This is a genomic window from Agromyces agglutinans (genome assembly GCF_009647605.1).
In the GTDB taxonomy this organism is placed as follows: Bacteria; Actinomycetota; Actinomycetes; order Actinomycetales; family Microbacteriaceae; genus Agromyces; species Agromyces agglutinans.
Genome location: NZ_WJIF01000007.1, coordinates 117,432 through 143,565 on the forward strand (window position 1 = coordinate 117,432; position 26,134 = coordinate 143,565).

The following is a 26,134-nucleotide window of genomic DNA, read 5'->3' on the forward strand; positions in this document are numbered from 1 at the left end:
TGTTCGGGGTGGTGGTTCTTCGGTTGCATCGACCGATCAGGCGTTGCCGCGCCTGTCGATCGGGTGGTGTCGCTCTCCCAGGGCTGAGCCCCTGGAGGGCGGCGCTACCGAGTTCCGGTGGATGACCGGTCCTCGGAGGCGTTTCGTCGGCGCGGGGTGCCCGGAGCGCCCCGACGCGATCTGCTCGAAGAGCTGCTCCGCCGCCCACACGCCCATGTCGTAGTGCGGCAGCTCGACGGTCGTGAGGCCCGGGTGCAGGCCGTCGGCGATGAAGTCCTGGTTGTCGAATCCGACGATCGAGACGTCGGACGGCACGCGCAGGTCGAGTTCGGCGGCCGCCCGGTAGACGCCCATGGCCATCCGGTCGTTGAAGCAGAAGATGCCCGTGGGGCGTTCGACCTCGTCGAGGAGGCGGACCGCGGCCTGGTATCCGCCCTCGGGGTCGGCCTCGGCGGCGACGACGCGCAGATCCTCCTGCGGGACGCCCCACGCCGCGGCACGGCGCCGGAACCCCTCCTCGCGGCCGAACGCTGCGGGGATGTCGTCGACGTCGTTCACGAACGCGAGCCTGCGGTGACCCGCGGAAAGCAGCGCCTCCGCGGCGTCCTCTCCCCCGGCTGCCTCGTCGGGGACGACCCATGGCACGGCCGGATCCGCGCACGACGCATTGATCAGCACGGTGGGGACGCCGGCGAGCTTGGCCGGCAGTTCGACCGGGCGGTGGTACATCGCCGCGTAGAGGATGCCGTCGACCTGGCGTCGCAGGAGCGCGTCGATCTCGCGGTTCTCGACTTCGCGCTCGTACCCCGTGTTGACCACGAAGACGACCGAGTCGTGGGCGGTCGCGACATCCTGTGCACCGAGGATGATCTTCCCCGCGAACGGCGTCGTCGCGATCTCGTCGCCGATGAGGCCGATCGTGTGCGAGCGCTGCGTTCGAAGGCTCTGTGCGAGCATGTTCGGGGCGTAGCCGAGACGCGCCGCCTCGGCCAGGACCCGTTCACGCGTCTCGGGGTGGATGCGCTTGCCGGGCACCTCGTTGAGCACGTGCGACACCGTCGTGATCGAGACGCCGGCCGCTGCCGCGACCTGCTTGATCGTCACCCTGTTCTGCGCCATTGCTTTGCCCAATCGTTTTGCCACGATCAGTATGGGGACTCGGCATGGGTTCGTCAAGCGGAGTCTCGGCGCCCGTCCCATCGTTACCGTCTCGTGATCGCCCGACCCGGGCGATCGACCGTCGAGCACGAGGCATCCTTTCGTGAGTTCAGCGTTTGCTGTACTCTCGCTCGCATGCCGACCGCCACCGCCACCGTGACGCACACCGCCGCCCTGGCCCGACTCGGGTACGCCCTCTCGGACGCGACCCGAGCGGGCGTCCTGCTCGCCCTCAGGGAGGGGCCGGCCCACCCGTCGGACCTCGCCGATACGCTCGGCGTGTCGCGACAGGTCATGTCCAACCAGCTCGCCTGCCTCCGCGGATGCGGGCTCGTCGAGGCGATGCCGGAGGGGCGGCGTACGTGGTACCGCCTCGCCGACCCCCATCTGGCGCCGGCGCTCGACGAACTGCTGCAGGTCGTGCTGCTCGTCGAGCCCGGGTGCTGCGCCGGCGAGGAGTGCGGCTGCGCATGAGCATCGACGCTCCCCCGCTCTCCGCGCAACGCCGCGACACCCTGCAGCGCCGCATCCGCTGGATCGTGTTCGCGACGATCGCGTACAACCTGATCGAAGCCGTCGTCGCGATCACGGCCGGCAGCCTCGCATCCTCTACGGCACTCATCGCGTTCGGACTGGACTCGACGATCGAGGTGCTCTCGGCGGCCGCGGTCGCCTGGCAGTTCACGCGGCGGGACCCCGAACGCTGGGAGCAGGGCACGCTGCGCGTCATCGCCGTCGCCTTCTTCGCCCTCGCCGCCTACGTGACCGCCACGTCCGTGCTCGCGCTCATCCTGCATGGCGACGTGGAGCACAGCGCGCTCGGCATCCTCATCACCGCGCTGAGCGTGCTGGTGATGCCGTTCCTCTCGCTCGCGGAGCGACGGGCCGGCCGCGAACTGGGCTCCGCGACGGCCGTCGCGGACTCGAAGCAGACCCTCATCTGCACCTACCTCTCCGCCGCGGTGCTGGCCGGCCTCGTGCTCAACAGCCTCCTCGGCTGGTGGTGGGCCGACGCGATCGCCGGGCTCGTCATCGCCGGCTTCGCCGTGCGCGAGGGCATCGAGGCGTGGCGCGGCGACGCCTGTGCGACGTCGGTCGGGATGCTCCTCGAGGAGGAACCCGAGCACGACGGCGAGGATGCGTCACCGCTCCGCTGACGGAGCGGCCGCCCTCACCAGGCGACGGGCCCGTCTCGGTCGATGAAGGTCCCGGACGCGGCATCCTCGGGCAGGGTCGCCGCCGTCACGACGACGCGAGCAGCCGCCTCGGCGCTCGTCGGAGCGTGCTCGCGGTTGCCTGGCGCGAGGTCGGTCTGCACCCACCCCGGGCACACCGCGGTGACCTTCACGGGGGTCCCGCCGAGCACCTTGGCGAGGCCGATCGTCAGGCTGTTCACCGCCGCCTTCGACGCCTGGTAGGCGGGAACCGCGCTCGTGAAGTAGGGCGACCGCGGGTCGACCTGATCGCTCAGCGAGCCCATCGTCGAGGACACGTTCACGATGCGTCCGCCGTCGCTGCGGTGCAGGAGCGGGAGGAAGTGCTCGGTGACGGTCGCCACGCCGACCACGTTGGTCTCGAGGGTGCGGGTGAACGCGTCGAGGTCGACGAAGTGGTGGTCGCCGCTCGACGTGGCCTCCGGGAGGATTCCGGCATTGTTCACGAGGATGTCGAGCCGGCCGTGGCGTTCGGTCACCTCAGCCGCGCCGGCGGCGACGCTCTCCGGCGACACCACGTCCATCGTCAGCGATTCCGCCGCGAGGCCCTGCTCGGTGAGGCGCCCGACGGCGACCCCGACTGCGCCGGCGTCGCGACCCGCGATGATCACGGTGGTGCCAGCCCTCGCCAGGTGCTCGGCGGTGGCGAATCCGAGGCCGCGATTCCCGCCAGTGATGAGTGCGATGGTGTTCATGGACGAGGCATCCCTTCCGCCGGCGAGACGCGCCGGATCGAGTCGTTCCTCGATCGTGCACGCCGGACGCGCCGCGATCCGGCGGGAATCGGACCGCCAGTCAGGCCCAGGGTCGCCGGGGTCCGACTCCGCTCACGCCCGCGCCCGATGGCGACGGACGGCATCGCGGTTGGCGCAACGCACCGAGCAGTAGCGTTGGCGCCCGTTGCGCGTGATGTCGACCACCACGTTCCGGCACGGGTCGCCGGGCGCCTTCCCGGCCGCGCACCGCGAGAGCCGATGCATCCCCCGCGTGGTCAGGTGCAGGGCGGTGCCGACGCTGATGACGGCGCGGAGCACGCGAGCGAGCGAGGCGTCGTCGTCGCGGTAGTGCAGGTGCCAGCCTTCGCCGTCGTGATCGGTGAGCCGTGGATACGCGGCGGCGGCGGCCATCTGCGCGTTGAGCAGTGTCGCGCGTTCCCGGGCGTCATCGGCATCGACGATGAAGAGCCATTCGTCGATGACCCGTCGCGACTCCCGATGGTCGTCGTGCGACCGGGCGAACTGCATGGTCATGCCGAACGCGCGCGTGCGGGCCACGATGCCCTCCCGATCCGCCGGCCAGTCGTCGGCAAGCGACGCAGCGAGCAGCACCGCGTACTCGCCGTAAGGGTTGAGATGCATAAGACCATTACAGCAGCATGCCGGTATGACGACACCACGGATGTCCCCGGGTCCAGCATCGTGCGACCTGCACGTGCCGCACGAACACGGGTGGATCGTGGAATCGGCGCACTCCACGTCGCTCGGCCGTGTGCTCTACGTGCGATGCGTCGGCTGCGGGACCAGAAGGGTCGACCTGCAGCGGGACCCGCACACTCCGCCCACGGCGGTCAGTGTGCGCATCACCTCCAGTTCCGGCGCTTGAAGGCCCAATACAGCACCGCCGCACGCGGGGTATGCCCACACCGATTGGAGTGTTCTCCTCGCGTCGCCTGCGCGAGGAGAGCAACGCTCACACTCGGGCGGCGTCCGCGGCGCAGATCCGCTCGATCATGAGGCGCAGCACGGCCTCCCGATCCATCGAGGTCACGACCTGAACGCGGCCGTCGGCCGACGGGTCGTTCCACGACCGGCCGTCGTCGTCGATCCGCACCGTCGAGCGCACGCTCGCGAAGCGGTCGGGGGCGAGGAGGTACGCGGCCAGGATCGGATCGTGCGGGTTATTCCACTCGTGTCCGTGGAACCGCCACCACTGCGCGATCTCGGCGGCGAGGGCCTGCCCGAACGGCCCGGCTGCGGTGATCGCCGCGACATCCTCCGGCCGGGTCTGGAGTTGGGTCGTGAGGTCCAGGCCGCCGACGACGATCTCGAGGCCCGAATCGAACACCCGCTGGGCGGCCTCGATGTCGGAGACGAAGTTGTGTTCGGGAACTCGCTCCTCGCCGAAGTCACCACCCATGACCACCAGTCGGCGCACGTTCGTCTCGAACGCGGGGTCCGCATCCAGGGCGGCGGCGATGTTCGTCAGCGGCCCGATGGCGAGCACGTCGAGTTCACCGGCGTGGTGTCGAGCCGCGCCGATGAGGTCGGCCACGCCCGAATCCGCGGGTGCGGTGCGTTCGGCCTGAAGATCGGCGTGCAGCGCACCCTCGTGGCCGGGCCACCACACCGGTTTGCCGCTGCGCGTCTGACCTTCGCCGGGCGCGACGGCGACGTCGGGCGGATTGGCAGCGAGCCCGATCAGGCGATGGGCGAGCTGCGCCCGCAGCACCACGTCGCCGTAGACGGTGCTGATGCCCGCGATCTCGAATTCGGGCGAACCGAGGATCACGCCGAGTGCGAGGGCGTCGTCGACGTCGGTGCCGAGGTCGGTGTCGAGGTAGAGGTGCATGGCCTTCAATCTGGTGGTCTAGCCCTTGGTCCCGGTGGACGCGAGGGATTCGGTGAACTGGCGCTGGAAGATCAGCAGGAGGACGAGCGGGACGAGGGTGAGCAGGAAGGCGCCGGCGAAGATGGCGCCGAAGTCCACCTCGAACTGTCCGGCGAGGTTCGCGAGGGCGATCGGTCCGAGCACCTTGCTGGGGTCGGTGCCGATCATCAGCGGCCACAGGTAGGCGCCCCACTGAAAGAGGAACAGCGTGAATCCGGCGCCGATCAGGGCCGGCTTCGAGAGCGGCAGGTAGATGCGCCAGAAGATGCCCCACCACCCCAGCCCGTCGACGCGCGCGGCTTCGGCGAGCTCGAACGGGATGTTCATGAAGAACTGGCGCAGGACGAAGATCGCGAATCCGTTGGCGAGCCCGGGCAGGATGAGGCCGACATAGCTGTTGTCGAGGTTCCAGGCGCGGAAGAGGTTCGCCAGCGGCACGGCGATCGCGTCGAACGGCACCAGAAAGCTGAGCACGACGAGCGCGAACACGAACGCCGCGCCGCGGAACCGCAGGATGCTCAGCGCGAATGCCGCCATCGCACAGATGAGGAGTCCGACGAGCACGGTCGCTGCGGTGACGAAGATCGAGTTGACGACGCTGAGCCCGAACTCTCCGCCCACGAGGGTCGCGTAGTTGTCGAAGGTCATCTCGCTCGGGAAGAACAGCTTCCAGCTCAACGGGTACAGGTTCGCGAAGATGTCCGTTCCGGTGCGGAAGCTCCCGGCGAGCATCCACAGCAACGGCAACGCGAACCCGACCGCGGCGATCCAGGCGAGCACCGTGACGGCGAACGTGCGGGCGGGTGTGGTTGCGAGCTGGTTGGGCAGGGCCATCTCACTTCTCCTTGCTCAGCATGCGGAACTGCACCGCGGTGATCGCGATGAGGAAGACGAGGAGGATGACCACCTCGGTCTGGCCGATGTTCAGGTCGCCCAGCACGAACGAGCTGTTGTAGAGGTCGTACATGATGAGGCGTGTACTGCCGGCCGGGCCGCCCTGCGTGAGGATCTGGATCGGAACGAAGACGAGGACGCTCGAGACCGTATTGGCGACCACCACGAATGCCAGCGGCCGACGGAGGTTGGGAAGGGTGACCGACCACAGCGTTCGCCACCACCCCGCGCCGTCGAGGGCCGCCGCCTCGTAGAGCTCCCTCGGAATGTCCTGGAGTCCCGCGATGAGGAACAGCGTCCAGTAGCCGACGCCGATCCACGACAGCAGCACGATGATGCACAGGAGCGCCTGGTCGGCGGACGTCAGGAAGGGTTGCTCGGGCAGGCCGACCGCCGCGAGGACCGCGTTGATCGGTCCCTGAGGCTGGTAGGCGACGCCCCAGATCACCGTCGCCACCGCAGCGGGTGCGGCGACGGGAATGAACACGAGCGTGCGGACGATCCCGACGCCCGGGAACCGTTCGACGAGCAGCACCGCGAGGAAGAGGGCGCACGCGATCTGGAGCGGCACGATGATGACGAGGAAGACCGCCGTCACCCAGAGCACGTTCTGGAAGGTCGGGTCGGTGAAGAGCAGCGTGTAGTTCTCGAGGCCGGCGAACCGCCCGCCGGTGAACGATTGGGTCCCGCGCTGGAAGCTCTGGGCGACCGCCTCCGCGGTGGGCAGGAGCCGGAGCGCGACGAGCAGCACGAGGGCGGGGAGCAGGAACAGTGCGGCGGCGCGCCACTGCCCCGGTGAGCGGCGCCGGGTGGCGGCGCGAGCAGGAGCCTGCTCAGCCGCCGCCACCCGGGGGTTCGAACCGATCAAGGTCACAGCCGGTCCCAGAGTCCCTGCAACTCATCCTCAGCGGTCTGCAGCGTCTGCTCGACGTCGTTGCCGTTGCGGATGTCGGAGAATGCGCGACCGAGGACGTCCTGCAGCTGCGTGAAGCCGGGCGTGTTCGGCCGGTTCACCGCCGCCTCCTCGAGTTCGCTCAGCGTCAGCCCGCCCATTCCGTCGGTGTTCGGCGAGTCCTGGCCGTCCATCTTCTCGATGTACTCGGCGAACGAGTCCACGTTCGTCGGCGGGATGATGACCTCCTGCGCCGAGAGCGCGTTGCCGGCCGGGTCGAGTGAGGCGAATGCTGCGAACGCCTTGGCGGCCTCGGCCGCATCGGTCGCCGGGCTGACCGCGATGTTCCACGAACCGGTCGGCATGGCCGGGGTGCCGCCGTCGAACATCGGGTTGGGCGCGACTCCGTAATCGACCTTCTCGTCGGCCTCCAGGATCGGGACCAGCGACCAGGGACCCCCGACGAAGTACGCGGACTTGCCGGCGGCGAACAGCTGCACCATCTGATCGGTCTCGACGCCGCGGGGCGCCACGCCGTCCTCGAACAACGCGCCGTACCACGTCATCGCGTCGACCCAGCCGTCGTTGGTGACATCCGCGGTGAGCAGGTCGTCGCCTGTGGCGGCGCTCCCCCCGCCGAGTGACTCAGGCAGTGCCTGCAACTGGTAGTACCGGTCCGTCTGATCGAACAGCAGGCCCCACTCGGCACCGGACGCCTGCGCTGCCTTCGCATTCTCGGTCAGCTCCTCCCACGTCGTCCGCTCAGCGGAGTCGATCGAGGGGTGCTCGATGCCGGCCGCGTCCAGGATGGTCTTGTTGTAGTAGAGGTACTGCAGGCTCGTCCACATCGGCAGGGCCCACAGCTTGCCGTCGAATGTGTTGCCCTCGACCGCCGCGGCGAGCGAGCTCTCCTTCACCTGTCCCTGGAACTCGGAGAGGTCGGTGAGGAACCCGCGGGTGGCGAGCGAGCCGATCGCACCGGCGTCGGCCAGGTACACGTCGACGCCCGCATCCTTGCCGCCGATGCGCTGCTGGATGACGTTGTTGTACTGGTCGAACGGCACGTTCTGGTAGTCGACGGTGATGCCCGGGTTCGCCTCCTCGAATGCCTCGATGAGCGGAGCGAAGACCTCGGCGTCGTCGGCTCCGATCATCGTGATCTCCACCGAGCCGTCGTCGGCCGCACCGTCGGCGCTGGTGCAGGCGGCGAGGAGAAGGGTCGCCGAGAGGGCGATGCCCAGTACTGCGAGGGTTCTGTGATTGCGCATGTTCTCTTCCTTGAGAGGATTTCGGACCGGCTCGCCTAGTCGGTGAGGGCCATGGTTCCCGGCACGGCGCGCGCGCCGTGCCGGGCGACTACCGCTGATGCGGCGGTAGAAGCTTCGATCGCGGATGCGTCGAGGGAGCGCCCCCGCGCGAGGGAGGCAGCGAGGACGCCGACGAACGCATCGCCCGCGCCGGTCGTGTCGACCACCTCGTCGGCCTCGACCGCGGGGAGCCGCCGCACGTCGGCGGCATCGGCGATGACGCATCCGTCGGCCCCCAGCGTGACGATGACGGAACGCGCGCCGGTGGATCGCCGGAGCCGCGCGACGAGGTCGAGCTCGTCCGCCGTCGCAGCGTCATCGGGGCGCAGCATGTCTGCGGCTTCGTGGCGATTCACGATGAGCGGGTCCGCCGCAGCGAGCAGGCGCGGGCTCAAGGGTACGACCGGCGCGTTGTTGATGACGAGGCGAGCTCCACACTCGGCGGCGAAGCCTCCGAGCGCCTCGACGGGCACGGCCCCGACCTCGGTCTGGCCGACGACCACGTCGGGAGTGGCCGCGCCGTGCAGCGTCGCCGGCGACACGAAGGCGTTGGCGCCCAGCATCACGACGATCGAGTTCTCGCCGGCATCCGAGACGCAGATGAACGCCCGGCCGGTCGCGGTCTCCATGACCCTGCGCACCATCGACACGTCGACGCCCGCTTGCGAGAGCGCCTCGAGTTGGTGGCTGCCCGCACGGTCATCGCCGACCGCCCCGATCAACTGGACCTCGACGCCGCTCGCCGCTGCCGCCGCCGCCTGGTTGGCACCCTTCCCACCGGGCGAGGTCGCGACGCCGGTGGCGACCACCGTCTCCCCCGGCAGCGGATGCCGACTCACGCGAGCGACCTCGTCCTGGTTGATCGCGCCCAGCACCAGCACCTTCGGCATCTCCGCCCTTTCCCTGTTGTCTACTCCAGTAGACTTGACCTGTAGAGGACCATAGCGACTGAGCTCGCCGGTTGCAACCGTTAGGTTCGAGCAGGGAGGCGGCCAATGGAGAAGCAGCGGCGCGCGACGCGCGAGGACGTCGCCCGGCGAGCCGGCGTGAGCACGGCGGTGATCAGCTACGTCCTCAACGATGGGCCCCGACCCGTCGCCGAGGCGACGAGACGACGCGTCCTCGACGCGATCGAGGAACTCGGCTACCGCCCGAGCGCGGCCGCGCGCGCGCTCAAGCTCGCCCGTTCCGGCGTGATCGGGCTCGTCGTGCCCGATATCAGCAACTCGTTCTTCGCTGAGTTCGCCAAGCACCTGCAGGATGCCGCGCACGCGGCCGGGTACTCGGTCATGCTCGGCACCACCGGCGACCCCGAGCAGGAGTCGGAGCAGGTGCGAAGCCTGCTCCGCCGCGACCTCGACGGCCTCGTCGTCTTCGGCATCGAGCAGCCGGCGCTCCTCGAGACCCTGCTCTCCTCGGAGACCCGACTCGTCTCGATGGACTGGCAGCTGCAGGACGGCGCCGTGCCCACGATCGTCGCCGACGATTACGGTGCGACCCGTGCCGCGATCGAACACCTCCGCGAGGTGCACGGGCACACGCGCATCGGATTCATCGGCGGACCCGACACGTCGATCGGTGCGAATGCGCGCAAGGACGCGTGGCGCGATGCACTCGCGCCGTTCGTCGCCCGGGCCGACCTCGCCCGACTCGAGCAGAGCGCGCCGTTCACCCGCGACGGCGGCTACAGGGCCGCGCAGGCACTCGCTGCGAATCCCGACGTCTCAGCCATGTTCGCGGCCTCCGACATCCAGGCGATCGGCGCGCTCCGCGCACTCCGCGACGCCCGCGTCGCGGTCCCCAAGCGGATCGCGATGATGTCGTTCGACGGCACCGTCGAAGCCGAGTACAGCTCACCGTCGTTGAGCGTCGTCGCTGTTCCGATCCAGGCGATGGCGCAGCTCGCCCTGAAGCGCGTGCTGGACGAGGCGCCGAACGGCGAGCTGCATGCGATCTTCCCGCACGAGCTGAAGCTCCGGGAATCGTGCGGATGCGAGCGTTGAAGCAAGGGCCGCGATGCACCGTCTGATTTCTCCGTACGATGGGCCAGTGCGCGACCTCCGGCAGGATGCCCGCCGCAACCGGGAACGAATCATCGCGGCGGCCCGTGAACTGTTCGCCGAACACGACTTGGACGTCGCCACGTCCGAGATAGCTCGGCGTGCGGGTGTCGGTGCGGCGACGATCTACCGTCGATTCCCCACCCGTGATGCGCTCGTGGCCGCAGTCTTCACGAATCGTGTGAACGAATGCGTGTCGAGCATCCTCGACGCCTCACGTGATCCGGATGCCTGGCGAGGGTTCTGTGCCGCAATCGAAGCGCTTTGCACCGTGGACGCAGATGGTCGCGGGCTGACGCGCTCGTTCCTTGCCGCCGTGCCCGGCGGTGCATCCGAGTTCGACGGGCAACGTCGAGTCGCCGAAGCGGCCTTCGCCGACCTGGTGAAGCGGGCGAAGGACGCCGGAGAGCTCAGGCCCGACTTCGGTCGTGAAGATCTCGCACTCGTGCTGGCCGCGAACGCGGGGCTGGTGCAGGGTGACGTGGCGGCCCGTCGCGCCGCCTCGAAGAAGCTCGCCGGCTACCTGTTGGCGGGCTTTCGCGCCGCCTCTGCGTCGTGACAGGCGGCGACGCACTCAGCCCACGACGGACGGCTTCGCGATCTCGATGACGTGCTTGCCGATCACGCCTCCCGCTTCGAGCGATCGATGGGCGTCGGCGATTCGGTCGAGGGGGTACACCTCGTTCACGATCGGTCGCAGCACGCTCCGGTCGGCGAGCATCGCCACCTCGGTCATCAGCTCGGTATCGGGATCTCCACGGAAGATGCGCACCCGCCGCGACCCGTGAATCGTGGAACCCAGCAGATACGCCAGGCTCGCCAGACGTCGATTCATGTCGATCGTGATGGTCACCATCCGACCGCCGGTGTTCAGCAGCCGGCGCTGCGCGCGGAGGTCCGTCCCTGCCGTGTCGAGGATCACGTCGAATCGCCCCAGCGCCGACAGTGGTGTGCTGCGACAGTCGATCGCCTCGTCGGCGCCGAGCGCCCGCGCGGTCTCGAGCGCCTCCGCGCGTGCGAGGGCGGTGACGTGCGCCCCCTGGAGATTGCCGATCTGTACCGCGAAGCTGCCCACACCGCCGGTCGCCCCACGCACGAGCAGCCGCTCGCCGGCTTTGATCGCGACCTTGTCGCGCAACGCCGTGAGGGCGGTCGTCGCGCCCACGGGCATGGTCACAGCCTGAGCTGCGGTCAGCGTGGTGGGCGAGAGCGACAAGCGACCGCGGCGAACGGCGACGTATTCGGCCGCCGTGCCCGGAGGACTTTCGCTCGTGGCCCAGACAACCTGCCCCACCTGCACGTCGCGAACATCGCCTGCGACCTCGACGATCTCACCGACCAGATCGACCCCCGTGCGCATCGGAAAGTTCTGGCCGAGCACGGCGCTCAGCCGGCCGGCGCGCGCCTCGACTTCGCCACCGTTCAGACTTGTCGTCAGTACCCGAACGAGCACTTCGCCCGCTGCCGGACGCGGCTTGGGTACCATCGCGATCCGCAGGACTTCCGGCGGTCCATATCGATCGAATACAGCCGCTCGCATCGCCGTCATGTTCGTTCCTCTCTCCAGAGGCTCTCCGCCTCACTGACTCGAGCGAGCGTACGAGGGACTCCACGTCGCGTCGGCCGGAACGCCCGGAACTGAGAGCCCGCGCCGGACCCCACTCCCAGATCAAGGGCTCGGCGATCTCCAGACCGGGCGTCACCGGGCTGACACCGCCGTCCCGACCGAGATCGCCGGTCCCACCCATTCCATGCCGGAACCCGTCGCGCCAACTCGAGTAGGGCGGCACCCGCAACACGGAAGGCGACCTGCTCTCGGTGCTCACGGTGCACACCGAAGGCGGGGCGATCGGCACGCTCACCAATCAGCTCAATCCCGAGAAGCTCGGTCATCTCGGCGCCGTCGGCGATATATTCGCGCTGCTCGGCCGCTGAATTCGCGGGCGAGCGGCGTCGGCGCCCGACCGGCCGGGCTCGTTCGAATCCGCCGTCTCAGCCCGCCGGGCGCTCCCACACGCGTCGCTCCCGCTCCGCGAACTCACGGAACGTCGTCGCCGGCCGGCCCGTGAGCTTGCGCACCATCCGGTTCGGGAACGCGGACACGTTGAACCGCACGACGCGGTAGATCATCTTCTGCACGGCGAGGTAATCGGCTGGGGCGCCCTGCTCCTCAAGACGCGCCAGGTACTCCCCCTCGCTCGGGCGGGCGTACCGGATGCCACGGCCGAGCACGTCTGTGAGGATCCGCGCGACGTGCGAGTACGTGAGGGACTGCTCACCCGACAGGGTGTACGCCTTGCGGATATGGCCGGGCGAGGTGAAGACCGCAGCGGCGACCCGCCCGATGTCCTCCGCATCGATGAAGGCGGTGAACGAGCGCCCCGCGGGCACGAAGATCTCGTCGTGGTCGCGGATCTCCGCCGCGTACGTCGTCGACAGGTTCTGCATGAAGAAGTTCGGCCGCAGGCTCGTGTACGGGGCATCCGTTTCGCGAAGGTACTGCTCGACGGCGTGGTGCGGCGTCTTGCGATTCGCCTGAACCCCCTGCAACGACAGGAAGACGATCTGGCGGATGCCGCGCCGCTTCGCGGCATCGATGACTGGGAAGAGGAAGGTGCGGACGTCCTCGATCGCGGGCGGTCGCATGAGGAAGAGGCGGTCGCAGCCGGCGAGTGCGAGTTCGATCTCGGCGGGCGCCATGCCGAACTCGAACCGCCGCGCGACGACGCCTTCGGGCAGGCGCGCGGCATCCGCCTCGCTTCGCACCGCGGCGACGACCGGCACACCGCGCTCGAGGAGCGACCGGGCCACGCCGCCGCCGACGATGCCGGTTGCTCCGGTCACGAACACGACATCGTTCGCCATCAGTGCTCCCCCTCGGTGACCGCGCGCAGGAGGCGCGCGAGTTCGACGAGTTCATCGTCGCGCAGTCGGTCGAACGACGGCGACAGCCTCGCGACCGTGTCGGCTTCGAAGCGTGCCACCTGCCGGGCCGCCCCGTCGGTGAGCCGGAGGATCCGCGAACGGGCATCTTCGGGATGCCGGGCGGTATCGACGAGACCCTCGTGCTTCAACCCGTCGACGAGTTGCGTCACCGCGCCCGCCGTGAGCCCCAGGCGCTCGGCGACGCGGCCCGGGGTGACCGGCGCGGCATCGTGCGCGAGGAGGAACAGCGTCTCCATCTGCGACCGGGTCAGCGACCTGCCCTCGAACGGCGTGCGCCGCTCCGCGGCGATCGCTCGGCCGAGCAGGGTCACGGCCTCGAGCACCGCGGCGACGTGCCCCGACCGCGGAGCGGCGCCCGCATCCGGTGCCGCTCCCGCTCCCGCCGCCGGCGACGAGGGCGTCATCACGCGCTCACGAACGGCATCTCATGCACGAAGCTGCGGTCGTCGACCTGCGTGACGATGAAGTCGGCGAGGTCGTCGCGACTGATCTGCATGCCGGTGCCCACGCCGACCCAGCCGACCCGGTAGGTGCCCGCACCCGGCGTCTCGAGCAGACGCGGGCCGCGCACGACGGTCCAGTCGAGACCGCTCTCGCGGAGCACGTCGAGGTGCGCCTCGGCGTCGGCCAGCACATGGCCGGCCAGCGTCTTCAGGAGGAACCGCATGACGTGATCGGGCGCCTTGGGCCGGTCCTTGTCTCCGGCTCGAAGTCCGCCGCCCGAGAGCGTGACGATGCGGCGGACGCCGTGCGCCTGCATGGCCCGGACGATGTTGCGCGTGCCATCGGCCTGCAGCGTCTTGGGCGAGCCCTTCACCTGGCCGAACAGGCTCAGCACCACGTCGGACCCGGCGACGGCGGAGTCGACGGCGGCGGGGTCGAGCACGTCGCCGCGGATCACGGTGAGGCGTTCGTGCTGCACATCGAGGGCGTCGGGATCACGCACGAGGGCTCGTACGTCGTAGCCGGCATCGAGGGCGCGGTGGAGCACGCGGCGGCCGGTCTTGCCGGTGGCGCCGAAGAGGGCGATGGTCGTCATGGGGGTAGTTTAGCGGCTAAAGCACCTCGCGGATGCAGATCACTTCGCCGGCCTGCTGCGAGCCGTCTTCGTCATCGGCACCGCCTAGGCTCGCTCCATGCCGGTGTTGAACGTGATCGGGGTCCCGAGCAGTGCCGGAAGTTACTCGGTCGGGCAGGAGCAGGCGCCCCGCGCGCTCCGCGAAGCAGGCTTGCTCGCTACCCTGTCGGCGAGCGGATACGACGTGCACGATGCCGGCGACCTGCCCATGCAGGCGTGGGCACCCGACCGGGAGCACCGGCTTGCCCAGAATCTCGGCCAGGTCGTCGCGTCGCTGCGAGCCCTCGCCGCGTCCGTTGCCGCGCTCCGTTCCGCCGAGGATCGTCTGCTCGTCATCGGCGGCAACTGCACGATCACGCTGGGCGTCGTGGCGGGGTTGCGTGAGGTCGGCGGTGCGCCGGGGCCGGGCCTCGTGTATGTCGACCGCCACTTCGACCTCAACACGCCGGCCAGCACGACCGACGGAACACTCGACTGGATGGGCGTCGCACACGCCCTCGCGCTGCCGGATGCGGCCGACGAACTGGTCGACGCGTTCGGCGAACGACCGCTGCTCACGCCGGATCGGCTCTCCTACCTCGGCGTCGATCCGCAGAGCTCGACCGAGTGGGAGCGGGACCAGGTCGCCCGGCTCCGCCTCCCGATCGTGACGCAAGCCGAGCTCGTCGCCGGGCCGGCGATCGCCGCTCGGCGTGCGGCAGCCGCCCTCCCCGACGGTCCGATCGCGGTGCATGTCGACGTCGACGTGCTCGACTTCATCGACGCGCCGATCGCCGAGAACGTCAACGGCCGCAACTCCGGGCCGACGCTCGACCAGCTCGGCGAGGCGATCGCGGAGCTCTGGCGGCATCCCTCCTGCCGAGCGCTATCGGTCGGCGAGATCAACCCCGCCCACGCCGACGCCGACCCCGGCGCATTGTCGCGGTTCGTGGAGACGCTGGGTCGCGCACTCATGCCGGGGTGAGGCGGGGGCCTCATCCCCGCCGTCCCGCAGAACCCGATGGCGCACGACGCCGAGGGGCTCCATCCACCCGATTCAATCGGTGCGGCGTGCGAAGTGCACGCGCGCGAACCCGTTCTCGGTGCCGCGACCGGTCTCGCGGAAGCCGCGCCGCGCGTAGTAGGCGAGGTTCTCGGTCATGCGCTCATTCGTGTAGAGACGAACCTCGGGAACGCCCGCCGCTCGCGCCTGGTCGTCGGCGAGCGCAAGCAGTGCGGACCCGAGGCCCGATCCCCGCTCGCTCGCTGCGACCGCCACGTTCTCGACCAGCACGTGGTCGGCACGCACCGACGTCACCAAGAGGCCGACGATCCGGCCGGCGCGGCGCGCGACGATCGCCCGTCCTTCAGCCACGATCGCCTGGTAGTCGTCGGTGAGTGGCGCTGCAGGCCGACCGATGCGTGCGGTGTACGGCTCGTACGCCTCGCGGACCAGCGCCCGCACCGCCGGAACATCGCTCGCTCGAGCTGTCCCGATCTGCAGATCCTTCACCCGACACACGGTATCCCGGCCGAGGCTTCACGGCGATCCTGGCCCGACTCATCGGGGCCGCCGACGAGCATCACCGCGCGGCAGCGTTGACGAATGCACCGAGCGGATGCCCCTCCGGCAGGTCGAGCAGCCGTTCGACGCCGTCGATCGGCGCGCCGAGCGCCGGTTCGAGCCGGGAGCCCGGCAGGAGCTCGTCGAGTTCGCCGGCGAGCCGTTCGAGCAACCGCATCGATCCCACCACCTGACCCGTCGCACTGAGTCTGGCGTCGACACCGGCGACGCCGGCTCGATGCACCGCCGTCGCGATGGAGTACGCCAGTTCGGCCGCCGCGCGATCGACGATGCCCACCGCGACGGGGTCGACGCCGGTGTCGGCGAGCCCGGTGACCTGCGGTGCGAACCTCGCGATGCGGGCGACGCGATCGGGATCAGCCTGGACGGCGAGCCCCAGGCGATCGAGCTCCCCGAACTCGTCGACGGCGAGAGCGGAGAGCGCGGTGGGTTCGCCACGGCCGTCGTGGGCGCGGAGCACGGCCTGGAGTCCGGCGCGACCGATCCAGTAGGCGCTGCCGTCGTCGCCGAGCACCGATCCCCACCCGTCGACCCGGGCGACCGCGGCCGGCCCGACGCCGAGCACGACGACGCCCGTGCCGACTGCGGCGACCGCGCCCGGGGCGAGCCCGTTCGCGCCGAGGTATCCGGTGACCGAGTCGTGGGCGACCACCGCGTGCTGCACGTGTGGCGCAGCGTCGAGCAGGTGCCGGGCGGCCTCCGGCTCGTGCTCGAAGCCGGTGAGCCCGACCGCGATGCGGTCGGCGCCGAATCCGTCCTCCCGCGCGATCAGGTCGGCGATCTGCGCGATGATCGGCCGGTCGCCCCTGATGCCGGGGAAGGATGCCTCGCGAACCGCGCCACCGCCGTTCACACTGCCGTCACCGCCGGAGATGCGCACGCGGATCGACGTCTGCCCGGCGTCGATGCAAACCCGCACGTCGGGCGCGGTGCTCATCCGTCGATCGTCTCGAGCCGGAAGCTCGTACTCGCCTGCGGGAGGAGTTCGACCGCCACCCGTCCCCTGCCGCCGTCGGCCTCGATCGGCACGAGCGCCCCGCCGGTGGCCACCGGCGTCTCGTCGAACCGAACCGCGGTGACGCCGATTCCGGCGTCGACCGCGATCCACGCCGTGCGGGCGTCGGGAGTCGGGTTCACGAGGCGGAGGACCGCCCCTGCACCGTCGTCGGCCGGCTTGAAGGCCGAGACGATGGCGCCCTCGACCGTGACGGCCGCGGGCAGTGCCGCTGCCGGAGCATCCGTGCCCTCGCGCAGTTGGGTCGCGACCGGTTGTGCCCGCCGCGCATCGGCGGCGTCCGCCAGCGCGTAGGTGTCGGCGGCCGAAGCGCCGAGCCGCAACGCGACGTGCGCGCGAACCGGCCGCAGCACCTGCGCCTCGGGCGTCGGCAGCATGGGGCCGGCTCCCGTGGTGCGGGTGCGCAGGTCGAAGCGCGAGAGCCAGCCGGTGCTGCGCAGCAGCGTGAGGGCGAGCTCCGCGGGGCGCTCGGGGGTCGCCTCGAGACCCTGCACCTCCGACACGTGGTCGAGCACGAGCGCGACCGCGTCGTCGCCGGCACCCGCGACGACGTAGCCGTGCGCCGGGTGCGTGCCGATCTCGGCCTCGCGGTTGCGTTCGGTGGGCAGCTCACCGAGCTCGGGCCCGAACGGGCGATCGAGACTCGAGAAGTGCTGGCCGCTCCGCCAGAAGCCGGGAGTTCCGGAAACCGGGAAGTGCGCGCGCAGGCGATGGTCGAGCGAGGCGTTCGTGAACGAGGCTGACCAGTCGAGTCCGTCGCGACCGTGCCACTGCGAGACCTCGATCTCGACGGGCGTGGTGGCGACCTCGTCGGTGCGCCCGTCCCGCGAGTCGTCGAGGGCGACCGGCACGTCGAGCGTCGCCGTCCAGCGCACGACGGTGCGGACCGGGGTCCGCTCGACCGTGACGTCGGCAGCCGTCGCCGGAACGATCCGGTCGCTCGCGGGCGGGTCGTACGTGTACGTGTCGCCGCGGTCGCCGCCGTCGACGAGCCGTGCGAGACCCTCGTAGGTCGTGCCGGCGGCCTCGTCGATGATGTCGAAACCGGCATCGGATGTCACGACGAGGTGTCGACCGTCGGGAAGCGCGATCGCCTCCCCCACCGGCACGTGCGTGCGCGTCGGCGCGGCCGGCTCGCGAGCCGCGAGCACGACCGTGAACACCGCGGTCTCACCGGGCGCGACGCCTTCGGCGAGGAAGCGCAGCCGCTGACGGCGCGCGGGCACCGAGTCGGGCAGCAGGTCGAGGTCGGCCTCGAACGACATGCCCGTTCCGAGATCCTCGACCTCGACGGCGACGTCGCTCCCGTCGGGGGCGGTGAGCCCGGCGACGACACGATCGGGGGCGATCACGACGTCGGCCTCGACCCGGGCGCGGTCGCGCCGTGCAGCGTCGGCGATCGGCGGATGCACGGCGATGCGGGTGGACTCCGTCGCGGGTGTCGCGTGCACGCGGGGGTCCAGTCCGCGGCGCAGCAGGGCCCGGCGCACGAGCTGGTCGCCGAGCTGCATGACCCGTTCGGAGCGCACCGAGTTCTCGCGGTGCACCTCGTCGACGCTGCAGCCGCAGATCGAGTCGTGCGGCGCGTTCTCGAGCACGAGTTCCCAGGCGTGCCGCAGGTGCCCGGTGACGTCGGCGTCGATGGGCGTCACGTCGGTGCGCTCGGCCGTGAGCGCCGGAGCGATCGGTCGAGGCGTCAGCACCTCTGCGGCCAGGAGCGGCTCGAGCTCCCGCTCGAGCAGCGCCTCGGCCGCAGCATTCTCCTGCTTGAGGTACACGCGGGTCGACAGCGTGCCTGGCAGCAGGAACGTGCCCGGGCCGCCGAGGTGGCGCAGCTCGCCCTCGACGACGGCGGGTGACGGCGCGGCCGCACGCAGGTCGTCGAAGAACCGCTCGAGCGAGGACTGCACGACCGCGGCGCGGCCGCCGGCGTCGGCGTCCGAGTCGGCCAGCAGCCGGGTCGTGTCGCGCGGGGCGACGTGGTCGGCGCCGTTCATGAGCAGCCACGGGCCGCCGGGTCGGCGCTCGGCCTCGGAGTCGAGGAACCCACGCAGCCGTTCACCGCGGCCCTCGTCGTTCCAGAGCACGTCGACGCCGTAGTAGCACTGGTTGACCGAGTAGACCTCGCTGCCGTCGGGCGAGCGCCAGCGGAACTCGGCGTGCTCGGCCGGCGCTCCGCGCCAGACGAGCGCGGTGTCGATGCCGAACCCGGCGAGGATGCGCGGCAGGTCGGCGGGGTGCCCGAACGCGTCGGGCGAGTAGCCGATGCCCGTGAGCGCGCCGACGCTCGCGCCGTGTCGGCGCGCCGCGAGCAGGTTGCGGATGAGGTTCTCGCCCGACACCAGCTGGTTGTCGGCGAGCACATGCCACGGGCCGATCGTGAGGCGGCCGGCCTGCACGTGCCGGCGCACCTGGTCGACCAGGTCGGGCCGCAGGTCGCGCACGTCGCGCAGCGTGATGGTCTGCCCGTCGAGGTGGAAGGAGTCGATCGCCCCGGCATCCAGCTGCCGTGAGACCTGCTCGACCAGCTCGACGAGGCGCGTGCGGTACGACTCGAACGGCCGGTACCACTCGCGGTCCCAGTGCACGTGCGTGACGACATGGCACGTCGGGGTCTGGTCAGCCACGGAGGCCTCCTGACGTCTCGGTCGCGCCGACGGGGCCGGCGGTCGCGACGCCCGCGGCAGCCGCGTGGGCGGGGATCGCCGCGACGAACGACGCGGTGATCGCGGCCGGTCGGGTGATCGCCCCGCCGACCACGACGCTCCACGCGCCCGCCTCGAAGGCTGTGGCGAGCTGGTTGGGCGTCGCGATGCGGCCCTCGGCGAAGACCGGCACGTCGAGTGCCGCGGCGAGCGCGCGCACGAGCTCGAGGTCCGGGGCATCCGCCGCGTCGCCGCGCTCGTGGGTGTACCCGGCGAGCGTCGTGCTCACGACATCGGCGCCCGCGTCGGCGGCGGCGAGCCCCTCGGCGAAGGTCGCGACATCCGCCATGACGGCGATGCCGCGCTCGTGGAGCGCCCCGATCGTCTCGGCGAGGGTGCGCCCGTCGGGTCGCGGCCGAGCCGTCGCGTCGATCGCGACGAGGTCGGCGCCGGCGTCGGCGACGCGCAGCGCGTGGTCGAGGGTCGGCGTGATGTAGACGCCCTCGTGCCCGACCTTCCAGAGGCCGATCACCGGGAGGGTCGTCGCGGCCCGGATGGCGCGGACGTCATCGGGCCCTTCGCAGCGGATGCCGGCGGCGCCGCCCGCGATGGCGGAGAGCGCCATGGCGGTCATGTGGCCGGGCCCGTGCAGCGGCTCGCCGGGATACGCCTGGCAGGAGACGACGAGGCGGCCTCGGAGGTCGTCGAGGAGGGACGTCAGGTGGGGCATGGTCCTCATTCGGAGTGGTGAACGGTCGGTCGGGAGGCTTCGGGTGAGCGATCGGTGCGGGCGGATGCCTCGCGGCCGGCGGGTTCGCGGCCGGGTGCCTCGCGAACGGATGCCTCGGCGTCGGCGTCGATCGCGTCGATCAGCGGCGTGGCGAGCGCGATGGCCGCTTCGGCCCAGGTGGCACCGGGCTGCGGTTCGACGTGCGGCGGCTCGAGTCCGCACGCGAGCGCCAGCGCGTGCGATGCCCGCCGGAGCGCCTCCGCCGCAGCCGGGTCGAGCGGCCCGTCGGGCGCGACGTCGAGGGTCGCGCGCCGCGCGTCGTCGAGCCCGCCGTAGGCGATGAGCAGCGACCCGGCGAGGAATGCCGGATGGATGGGCGAGAGATCGCTCGCCCAGACGATCGGTGCGCCCGCGCGGAGCATCCCGACCTGCACGGCGACCCGGCCGCGCGCGTCGCGCGCGAGGTCGGCGACATCGACGCCGCGCCGGACCGAGGCGGCGGCGAGCTCACCCGCCGCCTCGCCGATCGCCCACTCCCCCGGATGGACGCGGTACGCGGCGGCCGCGATCTGCGTGGCCGCGAGGTTCTTGGCTCCGGCGACGAGGTTCACGGGCGACCCGGCGACGAGCGAGCGCAGCGGCACCTGGAACGGCGCGGTGGGCGCGTACACGCTCGGGTGGCCGCCCACCCGCGGGTGGAGGTCGGCGTGGTACCAGGCCACGCCGACGGCATCGTCGAACTCGTGGGCGCGGGCGACGCCGTCGCGGGGTGCGAGGTCGTGCTCGGTCACGGGCTCCGGCGCGCGAAGCCGGCGCGATTCGCGTACGTAGGGCGATTCGGCGAACCCGTCGGGCGTACCCGAGACCTCGGGCGCGAGCCGGAGTTCGGGGTGGCCGCGGCCGCCGTCGTCGCGCGGCGCCTCGGTGCGGAGCCAGTGCACGAAGGCGTCGGCGAGCCGCCGGGCCGCGGCATCCGTCGCCGTGGGGTCGGCGACCAGGCCCGAGCCGTACCAGTCGTTGCCGTGCCAGTTGATGATCGCCGTGTCGGGTCCGCCAACGAGTTCCGGCGAGCGGACGCGGCGGTACGACCAGAACGATCCGGGTGCCTCGGTGTCGTCGAACATCGCGAAGTCGTGGCTCGAGCCCGCGTCGTTCGAGAGGGTGAGGCTGAACGGCTGCGCGTCGCGCATCGCGGCGTACGCTTCGGGGTCGTCACCGACCGGGTGCGGCGACGCATCGCGGACGAGCGCGGCGACGATGGTGCACGACTGCTCGGCCGACGGGTCGGGAGCGCCCGGCAGGGCGTGCGGTTCGTCGAACGCGTCTCGGCCCTCGCTGCCGATCACCCAGTCGGCGCCAGCGAGCGGCAGCAGGTCGCCCGTCTCGGTCGCGTCGACGACGACCTCGCCGGCGACGCGCAACTCACCGTCGCCGGTCGCGAAGCGGACGGCCGAGATCCGGTCGCCGCCCCCGCGCTCGACCTCGATCGGCCGCGCACCGGTGAGGACCGTGACGAGCCCGGCATCGATCGCCGGCGCGAGGATCGCGTGCAGCACGCGCTCGCCGACGAGCGGTTCGAAGCACAGCCTGCTGACCCACCCGTCGCCCGGGTTGTCGACGCCGTACTCGGCGCGGATGCCGTCGCGGAACTCCCGGTAGCGTGCCGTGCAGCCGGTCGTCTCGATGAGGGGGTGCTCGTCGAGCGGGCTCGTGAGCTGGGTCGAGACCTGCCCGCCGATGCGGGACTCGGGGCCGGCCATCACGACCCGCAGGCCGTGCCCGGCGACGGCGAGCGCTGCGGCGATCGCGCCCAGGCCGATGCCGGCGACCACGACGTCGGCCACGAGGTCGGGCGCGATGTCGGGTGCGGAGCGCGCGACGGATACCGCGTTCATCGCTCACCCGCCGTCGAACGGAGTCGGACCTCGAAGGTGCGCCGCCACGGGAATGAGACGTCGGCCGCGGCGACCTCGAGCGCCGGGCCGGCACCCGGCAGCGCGGCGAGCGCCTCGGTCATCAGCTGCGCCGCGCGAGCGGCGGCGGCATCCACGTCGTCGAGCCGGTCGTGCCGGTCCGCGCGCGACGCGAGTTCGCTCCGCAGCCGCGCGCGGGCGAAGCTCATGTACGCGTAGTCCTCGATCAGGCGCAGGCGGAGGTGCCGCTCGGCCGCGGCGGCGTCGTAGCTGCCCGCCCCACGTGCCGCCGTGGCGACGACGAGGTGGCCCGCGACGGTGCCGAGCGTGTTGCCGGCGGTGTTCCACGCGGCGAAGCCGTCGAGGCGCCAGTAGGCCCCGTCGGCGAGCAGCGCCCGGACGAGTTCGGGGTCGGCGCCGTTGGGCTGGGCGGTGTCGGCCACCGCGACCGAGCGACCGGCGTCGAGGTGCGCGCGCACGAGGGCGACCGTGCGGCCCGCGGCCGAGGCATCCGTCGTCGCGGGCGGAGCGACCGCCCAGTCGCCGGCGCCGGCGCCGGCGGGAGCGTGCACGACGAGCACCGCATCGTGGTCGTCGCCCTCACGGACCGGAACCGCGCCGGCAGCGCGCAACTGGGTTCGCGCGGTCTCGCCGACCGCCCCCGTCTCGTACGGCGCGATGCGCTCGAGGCCGTCGGGCTCGGCGCACACGACCGCGACGCGGATCGCTCCACCGCCCGCACGGTCGGCGATGAGCCTCGTCGTCAGCACCGTCGCGGTCTCGTCGGCACCGGGGCCGACGACGACTCGGTCGCCGAGGTCGAGCCGGCCCGCCCACGTGGCGAGGTCGCCTTGCGCTGCGGCCGAGAGCGACCCCGGCACGGCGTCGTCGACGCCGACGAAGAGCCGGTCGATCGAGCCGTCGGCGGCCAGGCCGAGTGCGCTCAGGGCGAGCGCGTGCTGGCGCAGCCGTCGTGCGAGCCAGTCGGCGCGCACGTCGGCCGGAATCTCGATGGTCGGCGAGGCGGATGCCGTTTCGCCGGGCCGAACGGTCGCCGACGCCGCGTGAGCGGGCCCACCGCTGTCGCCGAGCTCGGTCGACAGCGCGTGCAGCGCGCGACCCCAGCGCTCCCAGTAGTCGGGCTCCTCGAACGCGTCGTCGGCGTCGGGCGAACGCGGCACGACGACCGCGGCGTGCACCGGAACGTCGAGGCCGCGCAGCACCGACCAGCGCGCGAGCACCGCTTCGATCGGCTCGGTGCCGATGCGCGAGGGGATCAGGCCGCCGAAGCCGAGCGCGTCGAGCGAGACCACGACGCCGTCGGCGCCGGTCGCGGCCGTGCGCAGCCACTCGGCGACGAGATCGGCGTCGCCGGCCTCGCGCAGCCGAGGCCGGCCGGAGGCCGGCGGCAGCTCGACCGCGGCGCCCGCGATCGCCGCCACAAGGCCGGGCAGCTCGCTCGAGACGGGCCGCTCGTCGAGCGGCACGAGCAGGATCCGCTGGCGTCCGGCCGGTGCATGGCTCGGGCCGGTCGCGGTGGCTGCTTCGTTCACGCGCGCCGCTTCACGTTGATCTGGAAGTCGTACCGGTCGCCCCGGTACACGCTGTTCGACGCCTCGATGCGCCGGCCGTGCGCGTCGAACACGATGCGCGACACGGTCAGCGCCGCCGCGCCCGGCTCGGTGTCGAGCAGTTCGGCCTGCGCCTCGTCGAGCGTCACCGCGCGCAGGGTCTGGTGGGCGCGCGCGGGCGACGCGCCGGCGTGCTCGAAGTACGCGTACAGCGAGCCGAGCAGTTCGGGGCCGAGGTTCTCGCCGGTCAGCCACTCGGGCAGCCAGAGTCCCTCCACGCACAGCGGTGCCCCGTCGGCGGTGCGCAGGCGCTCGATGTGCACGACGCGCGACCCGACCGGGATCAACAGCTCGCGCGCGACGCGCTCGTCGGCGCGCACGTGCTCGAGGCGGAGCACGCGCGAGCCGGGCGTCATCCCGCGCTCGGCGATGTCCTCGGAGAACGAGGTGAGGTACGGCGACTTCGTGACCAGGTCTTTATCGGCCACGAAGGTCCCCGACCCCTGCACGCGATAGACCCAGCCGTGGTCGGCGAGTCGTGCGAGCGCCTGGCGCACCGTCGCACGACTCACGGCGAACCGGTTCGCGAGCTCGCGCTCGGGGGGCAGCGGGTCGTGCGGCGCGAGGTGGGAGATCACCTCGTCGCGCAGCCGCGCCTTCATGGCCTCGGCCTTCGACGCCGGGGCATCCGTCTCGCCGGTGAACGACGCGCCCGTCTCGGCGACCGCCTCCGTCTCGGTACTCATCCCTTGACCGCCCCTTCGCCCGCTCCGCGGAAGAACCATTTCTGTGCAATGAAGAACGCGACGATCAGCGGTATGACGGCGATCATCGTGCCCGCCGCGACGACCTTCTGGTCGTCGGCGAAGGCGCCCGCGAGGAACTCGAGGCCGACCGTGAGGGTGTAGTTCTGCTGGCTCGTGAGCACGATCTGCGGCCAGAGGAAGTCGTCCCACGCGAACATGAAACTGAAGATACCGACGACGGCCATCGTGCCCTTGACCTGCGGCATCGACACGCGCCAGTACCGTTGGAACTCGCTGGCGCCGTCGATGACGGCGGCCTCGTCGACGGCCTTCGCCAGCGAGCCGAACGCGGTGCGGAAGAGCAGGATCGAGAACCCGGTGACCGCGCTCGGCAGGATGACGCCGGCCAGCGTGTCGACCAGGCCGAGCTGCTTCGACGTCAGGAAGACCGAGATGAAGATCACCTCGAACGGGATGACGAGCGTGGCGAGGAAGAGCAGGTACGCCGACGCGTTGCCACGGAACCGCAGCCGTGCGAGCGCCCAGCCCGCCATGGACCCGAACAGGATGTTCGTGATCGTCGACACCGTCGCGACGATCAGCGAGTTGCCGATGAAGGTCCACACCGGGATGATCTCGGCGACCTTGGCGAAGTTCTCGAGCGTGGGGTCGCGCGGGATGAAGTACGGCGGGTAGGAGAACACGCTGTCGGCGTCGCCCTTGAGCGACGTGCCGAGCGTGTAGACGAACGGGCCCATGAGCAGCACCAGCACGGCGGCGAGCACGACGTAGTGCAGCACGCGCTTCGCCACGCCGGCGGGTCGCATCGGGCGCCGGCGCGGTCGACGTGCGGGCCGCGGCGCGGCGCCGACGGATGCCTCGGCGAGGGCGGGATCGGTGGATTCGATGACGCTCATGCTTCCCGGTTCTCCCTGTTGAGCTTCTGGAGCACGACCGTGAGCCCGATGGTGAAGACGAACAGCACGAGGCTCATCGCGGCGGCGTACCCGATCTGGCCGTCGAATCCGCTGCCGACCTCCCGGATGGTGAAGACCATGGACCGGACGGTGCCGCCCGGCCCGGCCGTCGGGCCCGCGATCACGTAGATCTCCGCGTACACCTTCATCGCGGCGATCGCCGACAGCACGCCGACGAGCAGCATCGTCGGCCGCACCGAGGGGATGGTCACCGACCAGAACCGGCGGATGCTCCCGGCGCCGTCGACCTGGGCCGCCTCGTGCAGTTCACCGGGCACATTGGCCAGCGCGGTCAGGTAGATCACCATGTAGAACCCGAGGCCCTTCCAGACCGTGACGAGCATGCAGCTGAACAGCAGGAGCGTGCCGTCGGTGAGGAACGGCAGCGGTTCCTGCACGATCCGCAACGTCTGGAGGAGCCAGTTGACCGGCCCCTGTTCCTTGAGGAGGAACACCCAGATGAGGCCGACGACGACCATCGACGCGATGACCGGCGTGTAGAAGGACGCGCGGAAGAACGGCATCGCCGGGATCTTCGGCTGCACGAGCAGGGCGAGCAGCAGCGGCAGCGCCACGAGGAGCGGCACCACGACGACGACGTAGAGGAGGGTGTTGCCGGCCGAGAGCCAGAACACCTCGGAGGACGCGAGGGCCCCGAAGTTCTCCAGACCGATGTACTGTCCGCCCGATGACAGCCGGAAGTCGGTGAACGACAACTGGACGGTTCGGAAGAACGGCACGATGTGGAACACCAGCGCCACGGCGAGGGCCGGGGCCAGCAGGAGCCACGGGGTGAGGAGTCTTCGGGGCCGCATCG

The 26,134-nt window shown here is 71.1% G+C and carries 26 protein-coding genes; 5 read left to right on the forward strand and 21 right to left on the reverse strand.

The features are described from left to right. Positions 1-36 precede the first annotated feature (36 nt). The gene (locus tag GE115_RS12665) at positions 37-1,119 is read right to left on the reverse strand and encodes a LacI family DNA-binding transcriptional regulator (RefSeq protein ID WP_153685151.1); all 1,083 of its coding nucleotides are present in this window, start codon (positions 1,117-1,119) and stop codon (positions 37-39) included. A 174-nt stretch (positions 1,120-1,293) separates the two neighbouring features. Here GE115_RS12665 and GE115_RS12670 point away from each other — a divergent pair, with 174 nt between their 5' ends. Together GE115_RS12670 and GE115_RS12675 are read left to right on the forward strand one after the other, a co-directional pair. Then, a complete protein-coding gene (locus tag GE115_RS12670; protein WP_153685152.1) occupies positions 1,294-1,632 on the forward strand; it encodes an ArsR/SmtB family transcription factor in 339 nt (112 codons plus the stop codon). Further along, entirely contained in the window at positions 1,629-2,315 is a 687-nt protein-coding gene (locus GE115_RS12675) for a cation diffusion facilitator family transporter (protein WP_153685153.1), read from the forward strand. Before GE115_RS12670 ends, GE115_RS12675 begins: the two co-directional genes overlap by 4 nt. 14 nt (positions 2,316-2,329) lie before the next feature. Here the strand turns inward: GE115_RS12675 and GE115_RS12680 are convergent, their stop codons facing one another. From GE115_RS12680 to GE115_RS12710, 7 genes are all read right to left on the reverse strand, one after another. After that, positions 2,330-3,067: an SDR family NAD(P)-dependent oxidoreductase gene (locus tag GE115_RS12680; protein ID WP_153685154.1), complete on the reverse strand. Its 738-nt coding sequence runs from the start codon at positions 3,065-3,067 to the stop codon at positions 2,330-2,332. Between the two features lie 132 nt (positions 3,068-3,199). Continuing rightward, the gene (locus GE115_RS12685) at positions 3,200-3,730 is read right to left on the reverse strand and encodes a CGNR zinc finger domain-containing protein (RefSeq protein WP_153685155.1); all 531 of its coding nucleotides are present in this window, start codon (positions 3,728-3,730) and stop codon (positions 3,200-3,202) included. Between the two features lie 331 nt (positions 3,731-4,061). Beyond that, positions 4,062-4,940 (reverse strand): nucleoside hydrolase, encoded by an 879-nt coding sequence (locus GE115_RS12690; protein WP_153685156.1) that lies wholly within the window; start codon positions 4,938-4,940, stop codon positions 4,062-4,064. An 18-nt stretch (positions 4,941-4,958) separates the two neighbouring features. Next, positions 4,959-5,813: a carbohydrate ABC transporter permease gene (locus tag GE115_RS12695; RefSeq protein ID WP_153685157.1), complete on the reverse strand. Its 855-nt coding sequence runs from the start codon at positions 5,811-5,813 to the stop codon at positions 4,959-4,961. A 1-nt stretch (position 5,814) separates the two neighbouring features. Beyond that, a complete protein-coding gene (locus tag GE115_RS12700; protein WP_172979901.1) occupies positions 5,815-6,720 on the reverse strand; it encodes a carbohydrate ABC transporter permease in 906 nt (301 codons plus the stop codon). A 23-nt stretch (positions 6,721-6,743) separates the two neighbouring features. Further along, positions 6,744-8,033, reverse strand: a complete 1,290-nt coding sequence (locus tag GE115_RS12705; RefSeq protein WP_153685159.1) for an ABC transporter substrate-binding protein — start codon at positions 8,031-8,033, stop codon at positions 6,744-6,746. 35 nt (positions 8,034-8,068) lie between these two features. Further along, positions 8,069-8,962 carry a ribokinase gene (locus GE115_RS12710; RefSeq protein ID WP_153685160.1) on the reverse strand — a complete coding sequence of 298 codons (894 nt, stop codon included), beginning with the start codon at positions 8,960-8,962 and terminating at the stop codon, positions 8,069-8,071. Between the two features lie 105 nt (positions 8,963-9,067). Here GE115_RS12710 and GE115_RS12715 point away from each other — a divergent pair, with 105 nt between their 5' ends. Continuing rightward, on the forward strand, positions 9,068-10,075 hold the full coding sequence (locus GE115_RS12715; protein WP_153685161.1) for a LacI family DNA-binding transcriptional regulator: 1,008 nt from the start codon (positions 9,068-9,070) through the stop codon (positions 10,073-10,075). Between the two features lie 46 nt (positions 10,076-10,121). Next, positions 10,122-10,691 carry a TetR/AcrR family transcriptional regulator gene (locus GE115_RS12720; protein ID WP_172979903.1) on the forward strand — a complete coding sequence of 190 codons (570 nt, stop codon included), beginning with the start codon at positions 10,122-10,124 and terminating at the stop codon, positions 10,689-10,691. 15 nt (positions 10,692-10,706) lie between these two features. Here the strand turns inward: GE115_RS12720 and GE115_RS12725 are convergent, their stop codons facing one another. The 4 genes from GE115_RS12725 to GE115_RS12740 form a co-directional block, all read right to left on the reverse strand. Beyond that, a complete protein-coding gene (locus tag GE115_RS12725; protein WP_172979904.1) occupies positions 10,707-11,681 on the reverse strand; it encodes an NAD(P)-dependent alcohol dehydrogenase in 975 nt (324 codons plus the stop codon). Positions 11,682-12,124: 443 nt separating this feature from the next. Then, positions 12,125-12,997 (reverse strand): SDR family oxidoreductase, encoded by an 873-nt coding sequence (locus GE115_RS12730; RefSeq protein WP_153685163.1) that lies wholly within the window; start codon positions 12,995-12,997, stop codon positions 12,125-12,127. Further along, a complete protein-coding gene (locus GE115_RS12735) occupies positions 12,997-13,482 on the reverse strand; it encodes a MarR family winged helix-turn-helix transcriptional regulator (protein WP_153685164.1) in 486 nt (161 codons plus the stop codon). The genes GE115_RS12730 and GE115_RS12735 overlap by 1 nt, the downstream gene beginning before the upstream one ends. Then, positions 13,482-14,117 carry an NAD(P)-dependent oxidoreductase gene (locus tag GE115_RS12740; protein WP_153685165.1) on the reverse strand — a complete coding sequence of 212 codons (636 nt, stop codon included), beginning with the start codon at positions 14,115-14,117 and terminating at the stop codon, positions 13,482-13,484. Before GE115_RS12740 ends, GE115_RS12735 begins: the two co-directional genes overlap by 1 nt. 97 nt (positions 14,118-14,214) lie before the next feature. Here GE115_RS12740 and GE115_RS12745 point away from each other — a divergent pair, with 97 nt between their 5' ends. Then, positions 14,215-15,120: an arginase family protein gene (locus GE115_RS12745; protein ID WP_153685166.1), complete on the forward strand. Its 906-nt coding sequence runs from the start codon at positions 14,215-14,217 to the stop codon at positions 15,118-15,120. A 72-nt stretch (positions 15,121-15,192) separates the two neighbouring features. Here GE115_RS12745 and GE115_RS12750 read toward each other — a convergent pair whose 3' ends face one another. From GE115_RS12750 to GE115_RS12790, 9 genes are all read right to left on the reverse strand, one after another. Further along, positions 15,193-15,648, reverse strand: a complete 456-nt coding sequence (locus GE115_RS12750) for a GNAT family N-acetyltransferase (protein WP_312855137.1) — start codon at positions 15,646-15,648, stop codon at positions 15,193-15,195. A 70-nt stretch (positions 15,649-15,718) separates the two neighbouring features. Further along, positions 15,719-16,657 carry a BadF/BadG/BcrA/BcrD ATPase family protein gene (locus GE115_RS12755; RefSeq protein WP_153685167.1) on the reverse strand — a complete coding sequence of 313 codons (939 nt, stop codon included), beginning with the start codon at positions 16,655-16,657 and terminating at the stop codon, positions 15,719-15,721. Further along, the gene (locus GE115_RS12760; RefSeq protein ID WP_172979906.1) at positions 16,654-19,362 is read right to left on the reverse strand and encodes a glycoside hydrolase family 38 N-terminal domain-containing protein; all 2,709 of its coding nucleotides are present in this window, start codon (positions 19,360-19,362) and stop codon (positions 16,654-16,656) included. Before GE115_RS12760 ends, GE115_RS12755 begins: the two co-directional genes overlap by 4 nt. Beyond that, complete coding sequence (locus tag GE115_RS12765) at positions 19,355-20,110, reverse strand: N-acetylmannosamine-6-phosphate 2-epimerase (RefSeq protein ID WP_246190766.1); 756 nt, start codon at positions 20,108-20,110, stop codon at positions 19,355-19,357. Before GE115_RS12765 ends, GE115_RS12760 begins: the two co-directional genes overlap by 8 nt. A gap of 5 nt (positions 20,111-20,115) precedes the next feature. Next, positions 20,116-22,005, reverse strand: coding sequence for an FAD-dependent oxidoreductase (locus GE115_RS12770; RefSeq protein ID WP_153685169.1), 1,890 nt, complete (start codon positions 22,003-22,005; stop codon positions 20,116-20,118). Next, positions 22,002-23,576, reverse strand: coding sequence for a DUF4127 family protein (locus GE115_RS12775; protein ID WP_153685170.1), 1,575 nt, complete (start codon positions 23,574-23,576; stop codon positions 22,002-22,004). The genes GE115_RS12770 and GE115_RS12775 overlap by 4 nt, the downstream gene beginning before the upstream one ends. Continuing rightward, a complete protein-coding gene (locus GE115_RS12780; RefSeq protein ID WP_172979908.1) occupies positions 23,573-24,340 on the reverse strand; it encodes a GntR family transcriptional regulator in 768 nt (255 codons plus the stop codon). The genes GE115_RS12775 and GE115_RS12780 overlap by 4 nt, the downstream gene beginning before the upstream one ends. Then, a complete protein-coding gene (locus tag GE115_RS12785; RefSeq protein ID WP_153685172.1) occupies positions 24,337-25,257 on the reverse strand; it encodes a carbohydrate ABC transporter permease in 921 nt (306 codons plus the stop codon). Before GE115_RS12785 ends, GE115_RS12780 begins: the two co-directional genes overlap by 4 nt. After that, positions 25,254-26,132 carry a carbohydrate ABC transporter permease gene (locus GE115_RS12790; RefSeq protein WP_153685173.1) on the reverse strand — a complete coding sequence of 293 codons (879 nt, stop codon included), beginning with the start codon at positions 26,130-26,132 and terminating at the stop codon, positions 25,254-25,256. The genes GE115_RS12785 and GE115_RS12790 overlap by 4 nt, the downstream gene beginning before the upstream one ends. Positions 26,133-26,134 lie beyond the last annotated feature (2 nt).

What these genes read in the sequence shown, in the direction of transcription:
- GE115_RS12665 (WP_153685151.1), bottom strand. Translation starts at nt 1,119, where the DNA reads ATGGCGCAGAACAGGGTGACGATCAAGCAGGTCGCGGCAGCGGCCGGC.
- GE115_RS12670 (WP_153685152.1), top strand. Translation starts at nt 1,294, where the DNA reads ATGCCGACCGCCACCGCCACCGTGACGCACACCGCCGCCCTGGCCCGA.
- GE115_RS12675 (WP_153685153.1), top strand. Translation starts at nt 1,629, where the DNA reads ATGAGCATCGACGCTCCCCCGCTCTCCGCGCAACGCCGCGACACCCTG.
- GE115_RS12680 (WP_153685154.1), bottom strand. Translation starts at nt 3,067, where the DNA reads ATGAACACCATCGCACTCATCACTGGCGGGAATCGCGGCCTCGGATTC.
- GE115_RS12685 (WP_153685155.1), bottom strand. Translation starts at nt 3,730, where the DNA reads ATGCATCTCAACCCTTACGGCGAGTACGCGGTGCTGCTCGCTGCGTCG.
- GE115_RS12690 (WP_153685156.1), bottom strand. Translation starts at nt 4,940, where the DNA reads ATGCACCTCTACCTCGACACCGACCTCGGCACCGACGTCGACGACGCC.
- GE115_RS12695 (WP_153685157.1), bottom strand. Translation starts at nt 5,813, where the DNA reads ATGGCCCTGCCCAACCAGCTCGCAACCACACCCGCCCGCACGTTCGCC.
- GE115_RS12705 (WP_153685159.1), bottom strand. Translation starts at nt 8,033, where the DNA reads ATGCGCAATCACAGAACCCTCGCAGTACTGGGCATCGCCCTCTCGGCG.
- GE115_RS12710 (WP_153685160.1), bottom strand. Translation starts at nt 8,962, where the DNA reads ATGCCGAAGGTGCTGGTGCTGGGCGCGATCAACCAGGACGAGGTCGCT.
- GE115_RS12715 (WP_153685161.1), top strand. Translation starts at nt 9,068, where the DNA reads ATGGAGAAGCAGCGGCGCGCGACGCGCGAGGACGTCGCCCGGCGAGCC.
- GE115_RS12725 (WP_172979904.1), bottom strand. Translation starts at nt 11,681, where the DNA reads ATGACGGCGATGCGAGCGGCTGTATTCGATCGATATGGACCGCCGGAA.
- GE115_RS12730 (WP_153685163.1), bottom strand. Translation starts at nt 12,997, where the DNA reads ATGGCGAACGATGTCGTGTTCGTGACCGGAGCAACCGGCATCGTCGGC.
- GE115_RS12735 (WP_153685164.1), bottom strand. Translation starts at nt 13,482, where the DNA reads ATGACGCCCTCGTCGCCGGCGGCGGGAGCGGGAGCGGCACCGGATGCG.
- GE115_RS12740 (WP_153685165.1), bottom strand. Translation starts at nt 14,117, where the DNA reads ATGACGACCATCGCCCTCTTCGGCGCCACCGGCAAGACCGGCCGCCGC.
- GE115_RS12745 (WP_153685166.1), top strand. Translation starts at nt 14,215, where the DNA reads ATGCCGGTGTTGAACGTGATCGGGGTCCCGAGCAGTGCCGGAAGTTAC.
- GE115_RS12755 (WP_153685167.1), bottom strand. Translation starts at nt 16,657, where the DNA reads ATGAGCACCGCGCCCGACGTGCGGGTTTGCATCGACGCCGGGCAGACG.
- GE115_RS12765 (WP_246190766.1), bottom strand. Translation starts at nt 20,110, where the DNA reads ATGCCCCACCTGACGTCCCTCCTCGACGACCTCCGAGGCCGCCTCGTC.
- GE115_RS12770 (WP_153685169.1), bottom strand. Translation starts at nt 22,005, where the DNA reads ATGAACGCGGTATCCGTCGCGCGCTCCGCACCCGACATCGCGCCCGAC.
- GE115_RS12780 (WP_172979908.1), bottom strand. Translation starts at nt 24,340, where the DNA reads ATGAGTACCGAGACGGAGGCGGTCGCCGAGACGGGCGCGTCGTTCACC.
- GE115_RS12785 (WP_153685172.1), bottom strand. Translation starts at nt 25,257, where the DNA reads ATGAGCGTCATCGAATCCACCGATCCCGCCCTCGCCGAGGCATCCGTC.
- GE115_RS12790 (WP_153685173.1), bottom strand. Translation starts at nt 26,132, where the DNA reads ATGCGGCCCCGAAGACTCCTCACCCCGTGGCTCCTGCTGGCCCCGGCC.